Origin of the sequence: Alcanivorax sp. NBRC 101098 (genome assembly GCF_001010505.1) — a bacterium.
Taxonomy (GTDB): Bacteria; Pseudomonadota; Gammaproteobacteria; order Pseudomonadales; family Alcanivoracaceae; genus Alcanivorax; species Alcanivorax borkumensis.
This window is the reverse complement of sequence record NZ_AP014613.1, coordinates 2,237,341-2,259,149: the sequence shown is the minus strand read 5'-3', so window position 1 is coordinate 2,259,149 and position 21,809 is coordinate 2,237,341. Positions and strand designations below refer to the sequence as shown.

General features: G+C 53.1%; 17 protein-coding genes and 3 rRNA genes. 10 read left to right on the top strand and 10 right to left on the bottom strand.

All coding sequences use genetic code 11. The annotated features are described in order from the left end of the window. Nucleotides 1–14: 14 nt before the first annotated feature. The 7 genes from AS19_RS10215 to AS19_RS10185 all read left to right on the top strand — a co-directional run bounded on the left by AS19_RS10215 (nt 15) and on the right by AS19_RS10185 (nt 9,852). Nucleotides 15–1,061, top strand: coding sequence for an aliphatic amidase (locus tag AS19_RS10215; protein ID WP_011589259.1), 1,047 nt, complete (start codon nt 15–17; stop codon nt 1,059–1,061). A 77-nt stretch (nt 1,062–1,138) separates the two neighbouring features. After that, entirely contained in the window at nt 1,139–2,095 is a 957-nt protein-coding gene (locus AS19_RS10210; protein WP_231483387.1) for an AAA family ATPase, read from the top strand. A gap of 722 nt (nt 2,096–2,817) precedes the next feature. After that, nucleotides 2,818–4,359: ribosomal RNA gene (locus AS19_RS10205) — 16S ribosomal RNA — on the top strand. 329 nt (nt 4,360–4,688) lie between these two features. After that, nucleotides 4,689–7,579: ribosomal RNA gene (locus AS19_RS10200) — 23S ribosomal RNA — on the top strand. Nucleotides 7,580–7,778: 199 nt separating this feature from the next. After that, nucleotides 7,779–7,894, top strand: a 5S ribosomal RNA gene (gene rrf, locus AS19_RS10195). Together the 16S, 23S and 5S rRNA genes form the textbook arrangement of a ribosomal RNA operon. A gap of 380 nt (nt 7,895–8,274) precedes the next feature. Next, on the top strand, nt 8,275–9,504 hold the full coding sequence (gene fmdA, locus AS19_RS10190; RefSeq protein ID WP_011589257.1) for a formamidase: 1,230 nt from the start codon (nt 8,275–8,277) through the stop codon (nt 9,502–9,504). 18 nt (nt 9,505–9,522) lie between these two features. Then, a complete protein-coding gene (locus AS19_RS10185; protein ID WP_046962048.1) occupies nt 9,523–9,852 on the top strand; it encodes a zinc ribbon domain-containing protein in 330 nt (109 codons plus the stop codon). Nucleotides 9,853–10,026: 174 nt separating this feature from the next. Here AS19_RS10185 and AS19_RS10180 read toward each other — a convergent pair whose 3' ends face one another. Further along, nucleotides 10,027–11,037 carry a lipase secretion chaperone gene (locus tag AS19_RS10180; RefSeq protein ID WP_011589255.1) on the bottom strand — a complete coding sequence of 337 codons (1,011 nt, stop codon included), beginning with the start codon at nt 11,035–11,037 and terminating at the stop codon, nt 10,027–10,029. Nucleotides 11,038–11,093: 56 nt separating this feature from the next. After that, nucleotides 11,094–12,056: a triacylglycerol lipase gene (locus AS19_RS10175; protein WP_011589254.1), complete on the bottom strand. Its 963-nt coding sequence runs from the start codon at nt 12,054–12,056 to the stop codon at nt 11,094–11,096. 382 nt (nt 12,057–12,438) lie between these two features. Here AS19_RS10175 and mpl point away from each other — a divergent pair, with 382 nt between their 5' ends. From mpl to AS19_RS10160, 3 genes are all read left to right on the top strand, one after another. Continuing rightward, on the top strand, nt 12,439–13,791 hold the full coding sequence (mpl, locus tag AS19_RS10170; protein ID WP_046962047.1) for a UDP-N-acetylmuramate:L-alanyl-gamma-D-glutamyl-meso-diaminopimelate ligase: 1,353 nt from the start codon (nt 12,439–12,441) through the stop codon (nt 13,789–13,791). Nucleotides 13,792–13,954: 163 nt separating this feature from the next. Beyond that, nucleotides 13,955–14,413, top strand: a complete 459-nt coding sequence (locus AS19_RS10165; RefSeq protein WP_011589252.1) for a DUF2214 family protein — start codon at nt 13,955–13,957, stop codon at nt 14,411–14,413. Beyond that, nucleotides 14,410–15,012, top strand: coding sequence for a flavin prenyltransferase UbiX (locus AS19_RS10160; RefSeq protein WP_046962046.1), 603 nt, complete (start codon nt 14,410–14,412; stop codon nt 15,010–15,012). Before AS19_RS10165 ends, AS19_RS10160 begins: the two co-directional genes overlap by 4 nt. A gap of 73 nt (nt 15,013–15,085) precedes the next feature. Here AS19_RS10160 and AS19_RS10155 read toward each other — a convergent pair whose 3' ends face one another. The 8 genes from AS19_RS10155 to lipA all read right to left on the bottom strand — a co-directional run bounded on the left by AS19_RS10155 (nt 15,086) and on the right by lipA (nt 21,798). Then, a complete protein-coding gene (locus AS19_RS10155) occupies nt 15,086–15,805 on the bottom strand; it encodes a ZIP family metal transporter (RefSeq protein ID WP_046962045.1) in 720 nt (239 codons plus the stop codon). Nucleotides 15,806–15,967: 162 nt separating this feature from the next. Beyond that, nucleotides 15,968–16,699, bottom strand: a complete 732-nt coding sequence (locus AS19_RS10150; protein WP_046962044.1) for an energy transducer TonB — start codon at nt 16,697–16,699, stop codon at nt 15,968–15,970. Continuing rightward, a complete protein-coding gene (locus tag AS19_RS10145) occupies nt 16,696–17,130 on the bottom strand; it encodes a biopolymer transporter ExbD (protein ID WP_046962043.1) in 435 nt (144 codons plus the stop codon). The genes AS19_RS10150 and AS19_RS10145 overlap by 4 nt, the downstream gene beginning before the upstream one ends. Next, nucleotides 17,127–17,507, bottom strand: coding sequence for a biopolymer transporter ExbD (locus AS19_RS10140; RefSeq protein ID WP_011589247.1), 381 nt, complete (start codon nt 17,505–17,507; stop codon nt 17,127–17,129). Before AS19_RS10140 ends, AS19_RS10145 begins: the two co-directional genes overlap by 4 nt. Further along, complete coding sequence (locus AS19_RS10135; RefSeq protein WP_046962042.1) at nt 17,497–18,168, bottom strand: MotA/TolQ/ExbB proton channel family protein; 672 nt, start codon at nt 18,166–18,168, stop codon at nt 17,497–17,499. The genes AS19_RS10140 and AS19_RS10135 overlap by 11 nt, the downstream gene beginning before the upstream one ends. Before the next feature lie 354 nt (nt 18,169–18,522). Then, nucleotides 18,523–18,957, bottom strand: a complete 435-nt coding sequence (locus AS19_RS10130; protein ID WP_011589245.1) for a copper resistance protein NlpE — start codon at nt 18,955–18,957, stop codon at nt 18,523–18,525. A 201-nt stretch (nt 18,958–19,158) separates the two neighbouring features. Next, nucleotides 19,159–20,667, bottom strand: a complete 1,509-nt coding sequence (gene dacB / locus AS19_RS10125) for a D-alanyl-D-alanine carboxypeptidase/D-alanyl-D-alanine-endopeptidase (RefSeq protein WP_046962041.1) — start codon at nt 20,665–20,667, stop codon at nt 19,159–19,161. A gap of 153 nt (nt 20,668–20,820) precedes the next feature. Next, the gene (gene lipA / locus AS19_RS10120; RefSeq protein WP_011589243.1) at nt 20,821–21,798 is read right to left on the bottom strand and encodes a lipoyl synthase; all 978 of its coding nucleotides are present in this window, start codon (nt 21,796–21,798) and stop codon (nt 20,821–20,823) included. Between the last annotated feature and the right edge of the window lie 11 nt (nt 21,799–21,809).

Genomic DNA, 21,809 nt, shown 5'->3' with positions numbered 1-21,809 from the left:
TAAAGGAGAGAGTAATGCGACACGGCGATATTTCCAGCAGTAACGATACCGTGGGTGTTGCGGTAGTGAATTACAAAATGCCGCGCCTGCATAGCAAAGCTGAAGTGTTAGATAATGCCCGTAACATTGCGGAAATGATTAAGGGTATGAAAAAGGGACTGCCGGGGATGGATTTGGTGGTTTTTCCGGAATACAGCACTATGGGCATTATGTATGACCCGGATGAAATGATGGCCACAGCGGCTACCATTCCCGGTGATGAGACCGCTATTTTCTCCGCTGCCTGTCGTGAAGCTAATACCTGGGGTGTGTTTTCACTGACGGGCGAACAACATGAAGAGCACCCTGCGAAAGCCCCTTATAACACGCTGGTGTTAATCAATAATGAAGGGGAAATTGTTCAGAAATACCGTAAGTGTATTCCGTGGTGTCCTATTGAGGGTTGGTATCCTGGTGATACGACCTATGTCACGGAAGGTCCCAAGGGAATGAAGATCAGCCTCATCATTTGTGATGACGGTAACTACCCGGAAATCTGGCGTGATTGTGCCATGAAAGGTGCTGAGTTGATTGTTCGTTGCCAGGGCTATATGTATCCGGCGAAGGAGCAGCAGGTGATGATGGCCAAGTCCATGGCCTGGGCGAATAACTGCTATGTGGCTGTAGCTAACGCCAGTGGTTTTGATGGCGTGTATTCGTATTTTGGGCACTCGGCACTCATCGGGTTTGATGGTCGTACTCTGGGTGAATGTGGTGAAGAGGATATGGGTATTCAGTATGCCCAGTTATCCGTCAGTCAAATCCGTGATGCTCGTGCTAATGATCAGTCTCAAAATCATCTCTTTAAGTTGCTGCACCGTGGTTATACCGGCATGCATGCTTCTGGTGATGGAGACAAGGGTATTGCGGACTGTCCTTTTGACTTTTATCGCACCTGGGTAATGGATGCTCAAAAGGCGCAGGAGAACGTAGAAGCCATGACACGTAGCACAATAGGGGTGGCAGAGTGTCCGGTGGGTGAATTGCCTGTGGATGGTAAAGAGAGAACGGCGGGTGAGTGATGCCCTTCATCAATGAGCAGTTAGCAGCGAATCATGAGATAGCGGATCGAAAGCGAGATGCTGACCATTCTGGGAGAATGTCCCGATTTACCTTTGATCCGGGCACGGTAATGGCAACATTACGTAAACGGATTGTTGGCCAGCCTCATGTGCTAGATCGTATCGACAATATGCTGCGAGTCCTCAAGGCGGATATCGCCCCGGATGACCGACCTCTGGCGGTGCAACTGTTTGTAGGCCCCACCGGGGTCGGTAAGACTGAAACGGTGCGTTTGCTGGCGGAGGCTATTCACGGTAGCGCTGATGCTGTGTGCCGGATAGATATGAGCACTTTGGCCCAGGAGCATTATGCCGCTTCATTAACTGGAGCGCCGCCAGGGTATGTGGGTAGCAAAGAAGGCCAAACTCTATTTGATGTAGAGGCTATTCAGGGCAGCTTTAGCAAACCCGGTATTGTGTTGTTTGATGAACTGGAAAAAGCCAGCCCTGAAGTGGTCAGAGCATTGCTCAATGTGCTGGATCGAGGTCGGCTCAGACTGAGCGCCGGCAACCGTGAAATCAACTTCCGCAATAGCCTAATTTTCATGACCAGTAACGCCGGGGCATCACAAGTGTCGGCCTTGAGAGGGCGGCAACAGAAACGCTGGTGGTACTGGAAGAATTCGAGCCGCCAGATAGAAGCGGTGGTGGATCAGGCATTGCAGCAACATTTTGACCCGGAATTTCTTAATCGTATTGATAGCATCATTACGTTTAATGCTCTGGATCAGGATATTAGTGAGCAATTGTTGGATATCGAGTTGGAAAAGCTCAATCGACGGTTACTAAGACGTAAAGTGCTGCTGAGCTTAGGTGATGGGACACGGCGTTATCTATGCAACACCATGGATGCCCGTTATGGGGCCAGGGAAATGGCGCGCCGGGTTCGCAATGAGCTTTCTCCGCCGCTGGCCAGAGTGATGTTGGATTACCCTCAAGCGGATACCTTCGAGGCACAGATGCAAGCAGGAAAGCTCATCGTTATTCCTGTTTGATTGAGTCTCGAGAGATTAACTAAACCGTCAGCCTGCTGGCGGTTTTACCGCTATCGGTGAGGTGCCGCTTGCCGTACGGACAGCCTTGGTGACGGCCCTTCTTTACTTAATAGCCTACTTGGCTATTAGGTAAGAGCGTATCTTTAGGCGACGAAACAGTACGGGGTAGGTTATTTGATATGCGGTGTTACATTGTAACGCTTCGTGTTCGTTAGCGCAGTCATCGAGTAGGTAGCCTGAGCCGTTCAGATTCATCTGGGTTGCGCAGCTGTCCCTATTTCGCTAAATCGGATCCGGGCTACCGCGCTGTCGCCTTCCCGAGTAGGTCCTTTTTTGTGCTCAAGAGTAGCCACGTTTAAGAGGCTATTGTTGGTTAGGAGCCCCAGTACACGGGGGTTGTCTACCGCTGGCGTGTCCGTCATTAGCCCGACCGAGGGCCAGAAACGTACCTTTACACCCAAACTTCTCACCTTTCATGAAAAAAAGTGTTGACGGCCCCGGGTAAATCTCTAGAATGCGCACTCCTCGACGGGGCAACAACGCAGAGCAGCGCGGCGCCACGGACGAGACGCTCTTTAACAATCAGGCAAGCAAACGTGTGGGACCTGTTCGGGATGAGATCTTTAAGAGATTTCAGTTCTGAACGAGTCAACAAAGTTTTTGTTAATTCAGATGACGAACTGAGCATGTATTAAGTGCGTAGGCACTTTAAACGCTTTTCTTAACTGAAGAGTTTGATCATGGCTCAGATTGAACGCTGGCGGCAGGCCTAACACATGCAAGTCGAGCGGAAACGATCCTAGCTTGCTAGGAGGCGTCGAGCGGCGGACGGGTGAGTAACACGTGAGAATCTGCCCATTAGAGGGGGATAACCTGGGGAAACCCAGGCTAATACCGCATAATCCCTACGGGGGAAAGCAGGGGATCTTCGGACCTTGTGCTGATGGATGAGCTCGCGTCGGATTAGCTTGTTGGTGAGGTAATGGCTCACCAAGGCGACGATCCGTAGCTGGTCTTAGAGGATGATCAGCCACACCGGGACTGAGACACGGCCCGGACTCCTACGGGAGGCAGCAGTGGGGAATCTTGGACAATGGGGGCAACCCTGATCCAGCCATGCCGCGTGTGTGAAGAAGGCCTTCGGGTTGTAAAGCACTTTCAGTAGGGAGGAAGGCTTATCCTTAATACGGATGAGTACTTGACGTTACCTACAGAAGAAGCACCGGCTAATTTCGTGCCAGCAGCCGCGGTAATACGAAAGGTGCGAGCGTTAATCGGAATTACTGGGCGTAAAGCGCGCGTAGGCGGTTTGCTAAGTCAGATGTGAAAGCCCCGGGCTCAACCTGGGAACTGCATTTGAAACTGGCAGGCTAGAATGCAGTAGAGGGAGGTGGAATTTCCGGTGTAGCGGTGAAATGCGTAGAGATCGGAAGGAACACCAGTGGCGAAGGCGGCCTCCTGGACTGACATTGACGCTGAGGTGCGAAAGCGTGGGGAGCAAACAGGATTAGATACCCTGGTAGTCCACGCCGTAAACGATGTCTACTAGTCGTTGGGAATCTTAGTATTCTTGGTGACGAAGTTAACGCGATAAGTAGACCGCCTGGGGAGTACGGCCGCAAGGTTAAAACTCAAATGAATTGACGGGGGCCCGCACAAGCGGTGGAGCATGTGGTTTAATTCGATGCAACGCGAAGAACCTTACCAGGCCTTGACATCCTTGGAACTTTCTAGAGATAGATTGGTGCCTTCGGGAGCCAAGTGACAGGTGCTGCATGGCTGTCGTCAGCTCGTGTCGTGAGATGTTGGGTTAAGTCCCGTAACGAGCGCAACCCTTGTCCCTAGTTGCCAGCACGTAATGGTGGGAACTCTAGGGAGACTGCCGGTGACAAACCGGAGGAAGGTGGGGACGACGTCAAGTCATCATGGCCCTTACGGCCTGGGCTACACACGTGCTACAATGGGCAGTACAGAGGGCAGCAAAGTCGCGAGGCCAAGCAAATCCCTTAAAACTGTTCGTAGTCCGGATTGGAGTCTGCAACTCGACTCCATGAAGTCGGAATCGCTAGTAATCGCGGATCAGAATGCCGCGGTGAATACGTTCCCGGGCCTTGTACACACCGCCCGTCACACCATGGGAGTGGATTGCACCAGAAGTGGATAGTCTAACCTTCGGGAGGACGTTCACCACGGTGTGGTTCATGACTGGGGTGAAGTCGTAACAAGGTAGCCGTAGGGGAACCTGCGGCTGGATCACCTCCTTAACGACAAAGATTTCCATCCCGTTCAGGGCTCACACGTTTGCTTGTCTGTTGTTACCGGCTAGAAGCCGGAAACAAGTGATTCTCTTTCTTTGAAGGAAGGTAATGGATTATTTGTTTCCGGTTTTTTAATCGGTCTTATATCTGCTGGTATAAGAAGCTCTTTAACAATTTGGGAAATGAGAAGTCCAAGTATTCAATGAGAATGCAAGCGTTAGATATTATCTCTGACATTTGTGTCTTTATGGTGAATCGTTATCACGATGAAAGACCTGGGCGGTGATTGAGGATTTGTCGAGAGGCGGATTTGAGGTGACTGTTTTGGGTTATATAGTCAAGTGAATAAGCGTACACGGTGGATGCCTTGGCAGCCAGAGGCGATGAAGGACGTAGTAGCCTGCGATAAGCTTCGGGGAGTCGGCAAACAGACTTTGATCCGGAGATTTCCGAATGGGGAAACCCACCTGTCATAAGGCAGGTATCACATACTGAATCCATAGGTATGTGAGGCGAACGCGGGGAACTGAAACATCTAAGTACCCGTAGGAACAGAAATCAATTGAGATTCCGTTAGTAGCGGCGAGCGAACGCGGATTAGCCCTTAAGCTTGTGAATGATTAGGAGAACGGTCTGGGAAGGCCGGCCATAGTGGGTGATAGCCCCGTATCCGAAAGTCTGATCAAGTGAAATCGAGTAGGTCGGAGCACGTGAAACTTTGACTGAATGTGGGGGGACCATCCTCCAAGGCTAAATACTCCTGGCTGACCGATAGTGAACCAGTACCGTGAGGGAAAGGCGAAAAGAACCCCGGAGAGGGGAGTGAAATAGAACCTGAAACCGTGTACGTACAAGCAGTCGGAGCCTCCATGTGGGGTGACGGCGTACCTTTTGTATAATGGGTCAGCGACTTAATTTCAGTAGCGAGGTTAACCGTTTAGGGGAGCCGTAGGGAAACCGAGTCTTAATAGGGCGTTTAGTTGCTGGGATTAGACCCGAAACCGGGCGATCTATCCATGGGCAGGTTGAAGATGCGGTAACACGCATTGGAGGACCGAACCGACTACCGTTGAAAAGTTAGCGGATGACCTGTGGATCGGAGTGAAAGGCTAATCAAGCTCGGAGATAGCTGGTTCTCCCCGAAAGCTATTTAGGTAGCGCCTCGGACGAATACCACTGGGGGTAGAGCACTGTTTCGGCTAGGGGGTCATCCCGACTTACCAAACCGATGCAAACTCCGAATACCAGTGAGTACTATCCGGGAGACACACGGCGGGTGCTAACGTCCGTCGTGAAGAGGGAAACAACCCAGACCGCCAGCTAAGGTCCCCAAATTCCAGTTAAGTGGGAAACGATGTGGGAAGGCTCAGACAGCTAGGAGGTTGGCTTAGAAGCAGCCACCCTTTAAAGAAAGCGTAATAGCTCACTAGTCGAGTCGGCCTGCGCGGAAGATGTAACGGGGCTCAAACTGGATACCGAAGCTGCGGCTGCATACTATGTATGCGGGGTAGGGGAGCGTTGTGTAAGTCTGTGAAGGTGTGTTGAGAAGCATGCTGGAGATATCACAAGTGCGAATGCTGACGTGAGTAACGATAATGGGAGTGAAAAACTCCCACGCCGAAAGACCAAGGTTTCCTGCGCAACGCTAATCGGCGCAGGGTGAGTCGGCCCCTAAGGCGAGGCAGAAATGCGTAGCTGATGGGAAACGGGTTAATATTCCCGTACTTCTTATAACTGCGATGGAGAGACGGAGAAGGCTATGCCTACCGGGCGTTGGTTGTCCCGGGGAAAGGCTGTAGGCTGAGGTGTTAGGCAAATCCGGCACCTTAAGGCTGAGAGTCGAGACCACTGGTCCTTTGTGACCGGGAAGTGGTTGATGCCATGCTTCCAGGAAAATCTTCTAAGCTTCAGGTTATAAGGAACCGTACCCCAAACCGACACAGGTGGTTGGGATGAGTATTCTAAGGCGCTTGAGAGAACTCGGGTGAAGGAACTAGGCAAAGTGGTACCGTAACTTCGGGAGAAGGTACGCCGCTGAAGGTGATGAGACTTGCTCTCTGAGCTATCGGCGGTCGCAGTGAAAAGGCCCCTGCAACTGTTTATTAAAAACACAGCACTCTGCAAACGCGTAAGCGGACGTATAGGGTGTGACGCCTGCCCGGTGCCGGAAGGTTAATTGATGGGGTTAGCTTCGGCGAAGCTCTTGATCGAAGCCCCGGTAAACGGCGGCCGTAACTATAACGGTCCTAAGGTAGCGAAATTCCTTGTCGGGTAAGTTCCGACCTGCACGAATGGCGTAATGATGGGGGCGCTGTCTCCACCCGAGACTCAGTGAAATCGAAATCGCAGTGAAGATGCTGTGTACCCGCGGCTAGACGGAAAGACCCCGTGAACCTTTACTATAGCTTCACAGTGGACTTTGAACCTGTTTGTGTAGGATAGCTGGGAGACTTTGAAGCAGTGACGCTAGTTACTGTGGAGTCGTCCTTGAAATACCAGCCTGGCATGTTTGAGGTTCTAACCTAGGTCCCTTATCGGGATCGGGGACATTGTGTGGTGGGTAGTTTGACTGGGGCGGTCTCCTCCCAAAGAGTAACGGAGGAGCACAAAGGTACCCTCAGCACGGTCGGACATCGTGCAACGAGCGTAAAGGTAGAAGGGTGCTTGACTGCGAGACTTACAAGTCGAGCAGGTGCGAAAGCAGGTCTTAGTGATCCGGTGGTTCTGTATGGAAGGGCCATCGCTCAACGGATAAAAGGTACTCCGGGGATAACAGGCTGATACCGCCCAAGAGTTCATATCGACGGCGGTGTTTGGCACCTCGATGTCGGCTCATCTCATCCTGGGGCTGAAGCCGGTCCCAAGGGTATGGCTGTTCGCCATTTAAAGAGGTACGCGAGCTGGGTTTAGAACGTCGTGAGACAGTTCGGTCCCTATCTGCCGTGGGCGTTGGAGATTTGAGAGGAGCTGCTCCTAGTACGAGAGGACCGGAGTGGACGAACCTCTGGTGTTCCGGTTGTCACGCCAGTGGCATTGCCGGGTAGCTACGTTCGGACGGGATAACCGCTGAAAGCATCTAAGCGGGAAGCCTCCCTCAAGATGAGATCTCCCTGGGAACTTGATTCCCCTGAAGGGCCGTTGAAGACCACAACGTTGATAGGCTGGGTGTGGAAGCGTTGTAAGGCGTGAAGCTAACCAGTACTAATTGCCCGTGAGGCTTGACTATATAACACCAAAGCAGTTACTCGGCTTATCGCCAGGTAACGCAAAGATACGGTGTGAGAGATAACTAACCTTGCAGTTGAATAGCAAACTTCTCGTTACCCAATTTGGCTTTGCCGGTGTGCAGTATTTACCTAGGTAAAACACCGGGAAGGCAACCTATTTGGTCCTCCTGATTTAATCAGGAAAACCAAACCAGATTGCCTGACGACCATAGAGTATTGGAACCACCTGATCCCATGCCGAACTCAGAAGTGAAACAGTACATCGCCGATGGTAGTGTGGGGCTTCCCCATGCGAGAGTAGGTCATCGTCAGGCTCTTAAATACAGAAAAACCCTCGTCGCGTCAGTGGCGGGGGTTTTTTTATTGGCGCCTGTCCGGGCAGCCTAAAATCAAATTATAACCATCGATGCAAGCCCCACCCGAATCACTCAATCGTCACCAGTGCTTTAGGCGCTCCCCAACCGTTCTTGTCACGCTCTGTTTGTAGGCACTCCTCAGCGGAGGGCCCGCATACCTATAGATGCCATTCCTAGCGGGCTTTTATATCCTGCTTCATTAGTTTGTTAACAGCACACCTACGTCAAATGACGTAGGTGTGCTGTGCTATTAACTCATGGTTGTTCTTGGTGGTTTCATTAATAGTGATCATGTTGATGCCCACTCGACCTAAATGATTCGCTAAGGAGCTTTGATTATGGCTGAAACGATTATCAAGATTGACCTGAAACAATCGCCTTACGAAAACGAAAACGTTCATAATCGTTGGCACCCGGATATCCCCATGGCGAAAATGGTGAAGCCTGGTGATGATTTTATCTTGGAATGTCATGACTGGACGGGTGGGCAGATCGAGAATAACGATAGTGCTGACGATGTTCGTGATGTCGACTTGACTCAGGTGCACTTTCTAACCGGACCTGTGGGTGTCGAAGGCGCCGAGCCCGGTGATCTTCTGGTGGTGGATATCCTTGATATCGGCACTTTTGATGAAAGCCAATGGGGCTTTAATGGTTTCTTTTCCAAGCAAAATGGCGGTGGCTTTCTTACCGAACATTTTCCTGAAGCTCAGAAATCCATCTGGGATTTCAATGGTATGTTCACCAAGTCCCGCCATATTCCCAACGTGGAGTTTGCCGGCCTGATTCACCCGGGCCTTATAGGTTGTTTGCCGTCGAAGGAAATGCTTGAAGAGTGGAACACCCGGGAAAAAGCACTTTACGATACCGAGCCTGATCGTGTTCCTGGCTTGGCTAACTTACCTTATGCTGATACGGCGCACATGGGTAAGTTAAGCGGTGACGCGAAAGCCCAAGCTGCTGCTGAAGGCGCCCGTACCGTACCGCCCCGTGAGCATGGGGGTAACTGTGACATTAAAGATTTGTCGAGGGGCTCGCAGGTTTATTTCCCCGTTTATGTGAAGGATGCGGGGCTGTCCGTGGGGGATCTGCATTTTAGCCAGGGTGATGGTGAGATTACGTTCTGTGGAGCCATTGAGATGGCTGGCTGGATCCATTTACGGGTGAACATCATTAAAGGAGGTATGGAAAAATACGGAATTAAGAATCCTATCTTTAAGCCCAGCCCTATGGCGCCCAAGTATGACGATTACTTAATATTTGAAGGTATCTCTGTAGATGAACAAGGCAAGCAGCATTATTTAGACGTGCATGTGGCGTATCGTCAGGCGTGCCTCAATGCGATTGAGTACCTAAAGAAATTCGGTTATACGGGTGCTCAAGCCTATGCTTTGCTCGGTTGTGCTCCTGTCCAGGGACATATTAGTGGCGTAGTGGATGTGCCCAATGCCTGTGCCACTCTTTGGTTGCCAACGGATATTTTCGACTTTGATATTAAGCCGGGTATGGATGGTCCACAGCATAGTGTGGCCGGCAGTGTTGACATCCCATTATCGAAAGATAAGTAATTTATACAGGAGCTGATCATGCCCCTTTATGACTATAAATGTGTTGAGCACGGCTTGTTCCATGACCTCGTTCCCATGCAGGCTTCCGGTGATTGCTCCATGTGCCCGACCTGTGGTGCGTTGTCAGCGCGGGTGATTATGGTGCCCCCAGAGGTGCTGGATATGGCCCCGGAAAAACGCCAGGCCATTGCACGTAATGAGAAGGCGATGCATGAGCCTCGACAAGGCAATCAGCATTCAGAAAAAGATCAAGGCTGCTGTCATCACAAGCGCAAGTCCAAGCTATTCTATACCGCTGAAGGCAACAAGATGTTTCCGTCAGCCAGGCCATGGATGATTAGCCATTAAGGTTTGAAGGGTTTTACGGCAGTAAAACTTCTCTTAGCGGGTCGCGTTAGCGGCCCTTTTTTATGGTTGTGATAGAGGGAAAGCTTGAATGGGATTATTTTTACCGTGCTCAGACGGTCTCAGCGAAACAACCGCAAGGAGCTAGTTTGACGATGTTTCTTCTATCTATGTTGGCTATTGCATACGGTCTAACGCGGCTGCACGCTGTTGTTCACTGTGGGTAAATAATCTGCTACGCAAAGCCTGTAACTGCTTCTGTTTGTCCGCAATGTCTATGGCTGCGGAATTGATCTGGTCTCGCTGTCGCGCGTAATTCTGGTACTGACTTTGCCAAAGGGTACGTTGCTCATCTAACGCCTGCAGACGCAGGGCCGCAGCATCACCAAATTGGCGTTGGCGGAAAGCATAGAGATCGGCGGCATTAGCACCTTGTTGTTTTATGGATTGCTCATGGGCTGTGAGGCGTTGCAAATCGTACTGCCGCTGGTGTTGTTTTGCCAAGGCTTCGGGTAGCGCCTTGCGAAGCTCTTGCAGGGCGTCAGCCTTTTCTTTCTCAGAACGACGCGATGTCAGGATCTGGTTGCGCTGCAAACTGACCCTATCGTAGCGGTCCTCATCTGCGAACAAAGCTGCAGCTATATCGGTCCCAAATGTGTCATTGCGCAGTTTTTGTCGTTGTTCAAGCTTGTTGCGAATATCCCCGCTGTTCTTATTCAAATAATGTGCGGCGTAATCGCTGTTAGCTAATCGGGACCGATAATAATGATATTGATCAAACAGTGTCAGCAAGTCAGCGGCGGCAAGTTGCCCCGCGTTGTGTCGGGCCCAGTGTTCCAGCAGTCTGCGGATTGACGCGTCAGGCATTTCTCCACTCAAAGATAAGAAATAATCCATGACAGCTTTGCTGTGGTTGTCTGGAATCAGGCGGCCCAGGGCATCGATCGTTAGACTTCCAGGGACTTGCGTGCCCGCTAACGAAGTATTTGTCAGCATTTGGGCTAGATTTAGCGTCTGCTTAGCTGCTCTTCCCGCTTCAATTGTGGCAGTGTAAGTGGTGCTGATTTGGGTGTTCGTGTTACTCGCTGTGGGTAGCGGAAGAGGGGAAGCAGTTAGGTGCTGAAAGCCCCAGAATAAGCTGCTAGCTGAGAGCACTATTGCGATAAGTAGAACAAATGTTCGTGTCATGACTCAGACTCAATGCAGAGGGTCCTGTAAAGAGCGACCCTCTGAGGGAATGCTTGTTAAAGTCCTGCATTTTTCAGGCGGTTAGCGTGGTTGCGATATAATGTTTTGGGATCAGTTTCCCAGCCAAGCAAACCAAACAGCTGGCGGATAGCATCCGCATGGTTATGGCGATAGTCATGTCGAATGGGTTTGCCAAGGTACATACCGCACAGGGGCAGCACGCCGTCATGTTCAACCCCAGATGAGAAGGCAAACTGGGTGACGGTGACCAATACACTATCGAAGGGATCGAGTAGGTTGGTGCGCACACCTGTGCCTCCCCAAGACCAGTAACGCACTCCGTTGACCGCATGTTCACCACTAGTGCCGCAGGCGGAGGTGGGCATGGCTTGAGGGTAGCGCTGGTTGAACGCGGCCATGCCTTCGGTGGTTGACGCCACGAGCACCGCTTTGGTGGATTGACTCTTTGCGTTGGGCCCCCCGGATGCTAACTCCCATAGGAACCCAAACCCGTTGGCAACCATGTCTGCGAGCTCTTCCGCTGCACTGCCTTGCGGTATCAACCCGCGAAGGATGTCAGCAACAGGAGTTCCACGATTTTCACCGTGCACTGAGGTGACCGATGCGATGATGTCCGGACGAACGGCGGCAACATATCGCGCCGTGCCCGCCCCTTGAGAATGGCCGACAAGATTCACTTTTGTTGCACCTGTGACGGCTAGATAATTTTCAATCTGGATGATTAATTCTTCACCGCGGTATTCATTGCTTTGTAGTGCGCTTACATTACTCTCGTAGACTTCGGCGCCGTAATCGCGCATATCATCAGCGATACCGTAGAAATAATCGATACCGGCAATATCATCAAAAGCAATGAGGCCGCCCACCAGAACAATGGGGTAGCGAGTGTTTGCATAGCTTGTGTCTTTGTCTTTTCCCAACCAGGACCAGGCTTGCGTCTGGCTGGTGCTGAATAGCAAAGCGGTGACCATGACCAGGCGTCGGAGGATGATCGACATGGCTGCCTCTTATTGTATTAGGTTATAGCCAGTGTAAAGGCTGAGTTTATATTTATATTTGTGATGGCGCACAGGAGTGTACTTGGACTCAACTAGAATGCAATTTTTTGACTGGAGGGATTCCAGTCATGATACCTTTCAGATCTTCGCGCATAGAGAGCAGCACTAACGACGGACTATTTTGTTTTCTCTTATTTATCCTGTGTCTTTTGGAAGGGGATGTTCGGCACCTTACGGTCCACCATGCTTGGATATATGCGGCAAAATTAGGAGCTGTTGCATTAGACAATAGGTTCAACAGGGATTAGACCGTGTTGGCACTTCACCTTGGGAGCCCTTGCCGTTATGGTGCAAGGAATCTAAATGTTGGCAGTTCCTTCTCATGCATATTCATATTCTCGGTATTTGCGGCACCTTTATGGGGTCGCTGGCGCAGCTGGCTAAAGCTCAGGGGCATCAGGTTACTGGCAGTGACCAAAACGTTTACCCGCCCATGAGCGATCAATTGGAAGCGGCGGGTATTGCCTTGACCCAAGGGTATGATCCGTCGCAACTGGAACCGGCGCCGGATCTAGTGGTTATCGGCAATGCGTTAAGCCGTGGCAACCCGGCAGTGGAAGCAGTACTGGATCGCGGCTTACCCTATACCTCAGGGGCGCAACTGCTCCAAGAGGTGGTGCTTCCCGGTCGCTGGGTGCTAGCTGTTGCCGGAACCCATGGTAAAACCACCACCAGTTCCATGCTGGCCTGGATCTTGGAATATGCGGGTTTAAAGCCTGGTTATTTGATTGGCGGTGTACCCGGCAATTTCGGAGTATCGGCCCGGTTGGGTGAGACGCCTTTCTTTGTGGTGGAAGCAGACGAATACGATACGGCGTTTTTTGACAAGCGCAGCAAGTTTGTCCACTACCGTCCGCGCACGGTAATTCTTAATAATTTGGAATTTGATCACGCGGATATTTTTGCGGATCTGCCCGCTATTCAAACCCAGTTCCATCACCTGATTCGTACTGTGCCGTCCACCGGTCGCTTGATTCTGCCCCATGGAGAAGCTGCGCTGGAGGAGACCCTGGAAAAAGGCTGCTGGAGTAACGTGGAGCGCTTTGGTAAAGAGGAAGCGCTGGGCTACCGCCTGGATCAGGCCGATGGCTCGAGCTTTACGGTGCTTGAAAGCGGTGAACCGGTGGCGCAGGTGCGTTGGGAGCAAACTGGCCGTCACAGTGTGAACAACGGAATGGCTGCGTTGCTGGCCGCCCGCCATGTGGGTGTGACTTTGGCGGATGGCGCGGCAGCGTTATCGGAGTTTGTGGGTGTGAAGCGGCGCATGGAATTGCGTGGTGAAGTGGGCGGGGTGCGGGTTTACGACGATTTTGCCCATCACCCCACGGCCATTGCCACCACGCTAGATGGACTGCGGCGCAAGGTGGGTAACGGCAAAATACTTGCCATTATTGAGCCTCGCTCTAATACCATGCGCCTAGGGAGCCACAAGGCCGCTTTGGCGGGCAGCACCGGATGCGCTGATGAGGTAATCTGGTATCAGCCGCCGGGCTTGAACTGGTCGCTGGATTCGGTGCTCAGTGAAGCTCCGGTGCCGGCAACGGTGACGGAATCGCTGGATGATATTATTGCCAAGGTAGCAAGTCACAAAGGCGAGCCACTGAGCGTGGTGGTGATGAGCAACGGCGGCTTTGGTGGCATTCACCAGAAGCTGCTGGATGCGTTGGCTGAGTAACAGCGACAAGCCTCACGTTGCTGCAAATGATAGTAGTAAGCGTCTTGAGGCGTCTGTGCCCGCGCTTTTGTCTTGAGTGCCGGGAGAAAATTGCAAGCGTATTCATTTTGTCCGTGTTGAGGCTTGAAACGTGTCGCTCGTTTCGAGCGTTTAGGAGGTTGTCATGTTCTGGTCGGTACTTTGGGCATCGGTGCATTACCTAAGCATCCTGATGCTCTTTGCTTGCTTGTATGGCGAGTTGTTGCTGTGGCGAACCGGCATCAATGAACGCAATATTCGCACGCTCTTATGGCTGGATATTGGTTATGGCCTGTCGGCGCTAACGGTATTGATCAGTGGCTTGGCCCGGGCGGGCTGGACGGAAAAGGGCTGGGACTTTTATCTCACTAACCCTTGGTTTCATGGCAAGGTGACGCTCTTCGTGTTGATCGCCTTGTTGAGCTTGTATCCCACTAAGGTGCTTCTGGGTTGGCGAAAAACAGTTAAAGCAGGCCATGTCCCTGTGATTGATGACAAGCTGCAACGCAACCTGCGTGGCGTGCTGGTGGCAGAAATTCATTTGGTTATATTGATGCCGATTCTGGCAGTGATGATGGCCAGAGGTGTCGGGATGGGTTTATGACACATCGGGTGACGTTAGCTTTTACCGGTGCCTCCGGAGCACCTTACGGGTTACGTTTGCTGCAGTGTTTGCTGGAGGCGGACTGTGAGGTGTTCGTTCTACTTTCCAAGGCTGCGCGAGTGGTCATTGGCACTGAGACGGCATTGAAATTGCCTGCGGGTACCGGCAACGCTGAGCAGGCGTTGCGCGATTGGGTAAAGACAGAAAAGGGACGGCTGGTCGTTTGTGGGTTGGAACAATGGACGGCGCCGGTGGCTTCCGGCAGCGGAGCTCCTGCAGCCATGGTGGTCTGCCCCTGCTCTACGGGGACCTTGTCAGCCATTGCGATGGGGGCCAGTGATAATCTGATCGAGCGGGCTGCGGATGTGGCCATCAAGGAAGGTCGAAAATTGATTCTGGTCCCCCGGGAATCGCCTTTCTCCGCGATCCACCTGGAAAACATGCTTAAACTTTCCCGCCTTGGCGTCACCATCATGCCCGCCGCGCCTGGGTTTTATCATCAACCACAAAGCGTGGATGATCTGGTGGACTTTATGGTTGCCCGGCTACTGGATCATCTTGGTGTGGAACAAACCTTAGTGAAGCGTTGGGGGGAGTGAGTTGAACGTTAAAACGCGTGCCAGGCGTTAATGTTTAGCTGATGGTAGCTGCTGTCGCGTTTCAACGTTAGGCTTACTGCACTAGGAGGTGGCCAACCAGCCCCAGCGCAAAACCGGCCACAGCCCCTTGAGCTGGCATCCAGTGTTTTTCCAGTGGCACTTGCGGGGCGATATCCTGGAAGGTCAGATAGAGAATGCCACCGCTGGCAAACAGCATGATACCGCCGAGAATAAAGGGTTGATTCACCAGGATCTCAAAGCCGAGCCAGGCACTTAATGGGCCCAGCAGGGCCATGCAAGCGAAAGCCAGCACGATGCGGCTTTTAGACAGTGTGTTGCCCTTGCTATTGTAGATTTCCCGATAGGCATTGAACCCTTCCGGCATGTTTTGCATGCCAATCAGGAACGCCAGCAGGTAAGCCTGGCTACCGCCACTGGCCAGCGCCGCCCCTAGAGCGATGGCTTCCGGGACAAAATCTAGCAACATGGCTAACAATTGTGACAGAGCGCCACCGCGTTTCGCCAAGGCCCGGTCAATAAACATGAAGACCAGCCCGCCACTGGCGAACAAGACTGTGGCGGAGAAAGCACTATGGTGTTTGACCGCTTCTGGAACCAGCACTAATGCCACGGCCGCTAATAGAGCGCCGCCACCAAAAGCGATAACGCCGTGGCGCACTTCCTGCTCAAGCCAGCTTTTGGCGATATGTTCCTGCACGCCAATGAGAGCCCCCGCCGCCATGCTGAGACCTGCTGCTAGGCTTAATAACAGTGCCAAAGTTAATGCGCTCACAGGCGTTTCCTTCAAAAGAGAGAGCAGGCAAACCCGCCCCGGCGGGCGGGTAATGGCGTGCCAGACAGCGTGATTGTTTAATCAAGCATTCAACAGTAAAGACAGATGCGCAGGGGATCAACTTGAGACGGAAGAAGAGATCGCCGCTGAGGTAATGGCGCGTCAGCCATTGCTCAGATCGTAATTCACCGGTGCAATAACGTGTACAGGTATGCTGCTGCTCCCCAGCTCTTTGGGGGGGGCGTCGAAGCGTAACCTTGAAACGAGCTCTTTGGTGGCGCGGTCTAGAATGCGACTGCCGGAACTTTCCGTAATCTTTACCTGTTCTGCGCGCCCAGACGCATTGATGACAAAAGACACCTTAACGGTCCCTTGTTGGCGGCGCATTTTAGCCCGGTGCGGATACTGCTTGTTGTAATCGATGGTGTCGCGCACTTTTGCCAGGTATTTGTTGAGCGCATTTTCCGTATCACCGGATTGATGCACTCCTTCCCCCGGGGCGCCCGCCATGCCTTTGGCGCCTTGAGTCAGGGGCTGTGCCGAGGCTTCTTCGTGGGTGTCTTCATTCTCGGTTTTCGTGGCCGCAGTTTCTGCTACCTGAGGTTGTGGGGCTGGCTCTGGCTTGGGTTCCGGTTTCGGTTTTGCGACCGGTTTGGGCGTAGGCTTGGGTTTTGGTTTTGGTTTGACTCTCGGTTGCGGGGCGGGCTGGGCCTTTGGCGGTATCGATTTCGGCGCAGCCTTTGGGGCTGGTGGAGCAGACAGGTTAATGGCAATTTCACTAACGCCCGGTTTTGCGGGGCGGCCACCGGCAAGCGTCATGGCGCCAACGGTAACCAGCACGCTGACGTGAATTAGAATGGAGACGATCCAAGCGGTGAGATTACGGGGTTTCATGGTGCCACCTTGCTGGCGCTTTCTGCTGCTGCGTCACTCTGCGTCACCAGCCGAACCTGTTCCACACCCATGCCTTGCAGGGTTTCCAAACGCCTGCGCAAGGCTTGCATGGTTACGCCTGCGTCGGCCAGCAGGCGGACTTCCGCATCTTCTGGCTTGTCGCCAAGTCGTGCCTGCAATGCCGCGTCGCTTAGCGGTTCGGCGCTGTCTTCAGCAAACCATTGCCCATCGTTCTGCATCACCAGTAGCAGCTTGTCCCGGGCTTCTTCGCCGTTTGCGGTCTGGCTCATCGGTGCTTCCACCGTCACGGTGGGGCGTTTGGCCAATTGTCCGGCTAACATGAAGAAGATCAACAGCAGGAAGACCACATTGATCAGCGGCAGCACCGGCTCCAGTGGCGGTCTGCGTGATGAGGTTTCCATGATCATCATGGCAACAGCTCCAGTTGAACATCGCGAACGCCGGCGGCCTTCATGGCGTCTACAGCGGTCAGTGCCTGTTGCAGAGTGGCCTCTGGATTCACTGTGACCCATACCTTGGTCTTGCTGGTATCCAGCCGGTCTGCAACCGCGGCCGGGGTAAAGCTGACATCATTAAGGGTCAGCATACCGTTGGCCTGCACGTTGATGATTAACCATTGTTCGTCCGGTTGCTCGGTGCTGTCTGCGGGTTGCACGTTAACAGGCAGGTCATGGTACTGTCCGAAACGGGTGGCGAGCATGAAGAACACCAGCAGGATGAACACCACATCAATTAGTGGTGTCAGGCTGATAAAGGGCGTGCGATGACGCTCAGGTTCAATATGCATGCGACACCGACGGGTCGCGTTCCTCTTCCAGAGGCTCGGGAGCCGTGTGGTTGTTGCGCAATACTTTCAAACGCGACAGTCGATCCTGCATTTTCTCGCGGCATTGTTCGATGCTGCGGTCGGCCCAGTGGAATGCAGCCAAGGTTGGGATTGCCACGGTGAGGCCGGCGGCGGTGGTCAGCAGGGCTTCCCAGATACCCCCGGACAGAATGGAGGGGTCCACCTGTGAGCCGGCCATCTCCAGGGCTTGGAAGGCGCCAATCATGCCGAATACGGTGCCCAGAAGGCCTAGCAGCGGAGCAATGGCGCTAATCACTTCCAGCACACGCAAGCCGCCGCGTAACTCATCCAGGCCGCTGCGGGCCAAGCGTAGGCTTTCTTCCTGCCAAGCAGCCTCATCCAGGTTACGGTTTTCCCAGCACTGCCAGAGCACTCGGTCGATGGGACTGGTTAATTTTCCGGGTTTGCTGGTCGGTTTGCCTTGGCGTATTGCGCTAAGCAACTGGTCTGCCTGGCGACTATTGCCAGGGCGAATGCGGGCGAACTGCAAGATCTTGGAGATGAACGTTGCCAAGGCAATCACGGAGAGCAGGGCCAGAACCCACATAGTGGCGCCGCCACTAATAAACCATTCCGGTAACTGTAGGGAAATCTGGGGCATGGAAAACTCCAGCTATGGGCAAATAATTAGGTGCCCGGTATCGGGTAAAACAGGCCTTGCATATCGCCACTTAATAATAACCGCTTGATAACGCAGGGCTATGTGGCGGTGTGGCAATGACTCAGCGCCAAGGATTGAATAAGGGTTCGCAATACTATGATGTTCAACCCCTTAATGCAAGTCATTCCTATTTGGGATGCATTCACAGATAGCGGCAAAATGCCGCACCTTCGAAGGTTTATTGCCACTAGTGCTAGGGCGCGTGCTGTGCACGCTGAGCCGGAAGGGGTGTTGGGCGGCCAGAGCAAGCAAATAAAAAGGAACCGAGGCGCCTTTCTTATGCGCCTATGGGAGTTACTTGCTGAGCAGGCGGTAATTCAAATTTGACTGGATACGATTCCCAGATGAATCCAATTGTTCAACGGCATTGATCGCATCCTTGATGTATTGACGTCGTGCATCGTCGTCTTCAGGATTGATGGTGTACACATCTTCCTGGCTAACGCCTTCCTGGTATTTGTGTGAGGTCCATTCCCCGCGTTCCACCACATTTAGTTTCACGGTGGAGCCGCTCATATACTCTTCACTGAGTTCAAAACGGGTGGGGGTATCGTATTGATCCCGGTATAGGATCAGCGTGGTGTGAATTCCGGAACAATCCGCGCAGGGAAGAATCCCGCTATAGACCTTTTTCTGCGCTTTGGGGTCGATCGGCGCTTCCGGTTGGCTCTGGCAGCCAGCAAACGCCAGGGTACAGCCGATTACGGCGGCGACGAAGTAGGTTTTCATGGTGATGCTCCCTAGCAAGTTCCCTTCGGTATTATCATTTTAGAATACTCTTTCGCCAAGCATTTGAACATTTGCTTTGAGTTATCTTCAACGGGTTTGGAGGGGGGCAGATACGGGGCTTCTGAAAGCTCCTTATGTGCTCAGCATAGGGAAAACGCACAGTAGAATAAAGCAGGGCCATCGACCCTGCGGGGGGACGATTTATTGCCGGGCGGTGTTTATGCTTTTAGGGCGCGTGGATAGGTGCACTTGTTCGATGAACGCATCAAGTACCGGCTCGCTTTGCCACGCGCGAGGGTTGTTCACCATGGCCACCACTGCCCAGGTGGTGTTGTCTTCATCGCGGGTGAACCCTGCGATGGAGCGCACATTACGCAAAGAGCCGGTTTTAATGTGGCCCATGCCAGCCATGTTAGCGTTACCCAGCCTGCGACGCATTGTGCCATCCATGGCCACCAGTGGCAGGGAGGCAATTAGTTCTGCGGCAAAGCGGCTTTCCCAGGCCTGTTGCAGTAGTTGGGCCATTTGACGGGCGGTGATGCGCTCAATGCGTGACAAGCCGGCCCCATTTTCAAAGACCATACTCCGGCTGTCGATACCTTTATGGGCTAGCCAGGCGCGAATTTCACGCTCTGCGGCGGCAAGATCGTCTTTATCGCCGGGCTGACGGTGCTTGGCGCCCAACGTCAGGAAGATCTGGCGCACCATCACATTATTACTCCACTTATTAATATCGCGGACCATAGTGACCAAATCACGCGATGAGGTGGTGACGAGTAGTTCTGTGTCTGCTCGAGGGCGCAGGCCTTCGCGGATGGTTCCTGAAAGGGTACCGCCAAGCTGCTGCCACAGGCTAGAGAGTAGGGCACCGGTATAGGCGGGCTGGCTTAGCAGAGACAGATAGCTGCTGGTGCTACACCCTACGGGCAGCACGCCGGTGACCGTGATGCTTATTGAGCCGTCATCACGGGTGGTAGGTTCATAGTCAAATTGATAGCGGCGAGGGCAATGGCCGTACTCGCGCAGTACCAGTTGGTTGTTGATGTGGATGCCATTGAGGGCCGGTTCGGTCCAAGTATGAACGCCGCGGTTGTCTGCTCGGGCCCGGATGCGCAACACATTCAAGTTGGTGAGCAAGCCGTTGGGTTCCACCAGGAAGGGTGCGTTGGGGTTGTCACCGTCATCATTAAAGGCGGTAATGCCATTGGGCAGGTTGAACACGCTGCCATCCAAAATCAGGTCACCGGTGATGTGGGTGATACCCATGGCACGCAACTCCCGCAGCAGTAGCCATAACCGCTCTTCGGTGAGTTTAGGGTCCCCGCTGCCAACAAAATACAGGTTACCGCTGAGGGTCTCCCCCTCAATGGTGCCGTCGGTGTACAGGCGAGTGTGCCATTGAAACGTGGGACCCAGTAATTCTAGCGCCGCGTAGGTGGTAATGACCTTCATGATGGAGCCGGGGTTTAGGGGTATGTCCGCATTCATGAAACGGGCTTTTCCGGGTCCATCCAGGGGGATGGAAGCTACTGCCAGGTCGGTTTCGGCAAGCTCCAGGCTTTCCGCGACTTCCAATACTGGGGCCATGGCTGGCGCCGGAATATCCGCTTGTGCGGAGCCGGCAAGCAAGGTGCTGAGCAGCAGAAAAATGCCGAGAAGGGTTGAAGTAAGAACGATGTTAGGCTGTTTACGGACTGCGCTTCTCGGCATGACAAGGGGACCTTCAAAATCGTAACGGCAACAACTGCTGGGGTAAGCGTGTTACATAGACCGCTAGCGTAATGCAAAGCCCGAGCCGAGTCAGTGGGCCGCTAGTACGAAACGTACATTTAATCGGTGGTGCCAGTAAGCCCGGCCTTTGAATTAGGGTTTGTATAGGCCAACATCCACCCCTTTATGCTGTAAATCAGCATGGTAGGAACTGCGCACCATGGGCCCGGAGGCAACCGAGGTGAAGCCTAGTTCGTTGGCCACGCGGGCATACTCCCGGAATTCGTCCGGGTGTACGAAGCGATCCACCGGAGCGTGGTGCTTGCTGGGCTGCAGATATTGGCCAATGGTGATCATGTCCACATCATGGGTTCGCAGATCTTTGATGGTATTGATGACCTGCTCGAACGTTTCACCCAACCCTACCATGATGCCGCTTTTGGTGCTCACATCCGGGCGCAGAGCCTTGTAGCGTTTAAGCAAATCCAGGGAGTGTTGATAACGGGCGCCGGGGCGGATGTGCTTATATAGCTCCGGAACGGTTTCAATATTGTGGTTAAACACGTCCGGCGCGGTTTCAGCGAGAATCTCCACGGCGGTGTCCAGGCAGGGGCGAAAGTCTGGGGTGAGGATTTCGATGCGGGTCTCTGGGGTAAGCGCTCGCACCTGGCGGATGCACTCGGCAAAGTGTTCCGCGCCGCCGTCGGCTAGATCATCCCGGTCCACGGAGGTAATCACCACATAATTCAGGCCCAAGTTTTCCACAGACTCCGCCAAGTGCAACGGCTCTTGCGCATCCAACGCATTGGGCCGGCCGAAACCCACATCGCAGAAAGCGCAACGACGGGTACAGATGTCGCCCATGATCATGAAGGTGGCGGTGCCGCCGCCAAAACATTCCGGCAAGTTGGGGCAGGCCGCTTCTTCGCAAACGGTGTGCAGTTTCTGTTTGCGTAGCAGGGACTTGATACGCTGAATTTCGCCATTGGCAGGAACACGCACACGAATCCAGTCCGGCTTACGTTGGTAGCCGGTTTCTTCATTAACCATGGGGATGGTGCGGACCTTGTCGGCGCCACGTAGTTTGTCACCGATTTGCACTTTGCGTTTGGCTTGGGCCTGTTCGCTCATGGGGTTTCCAT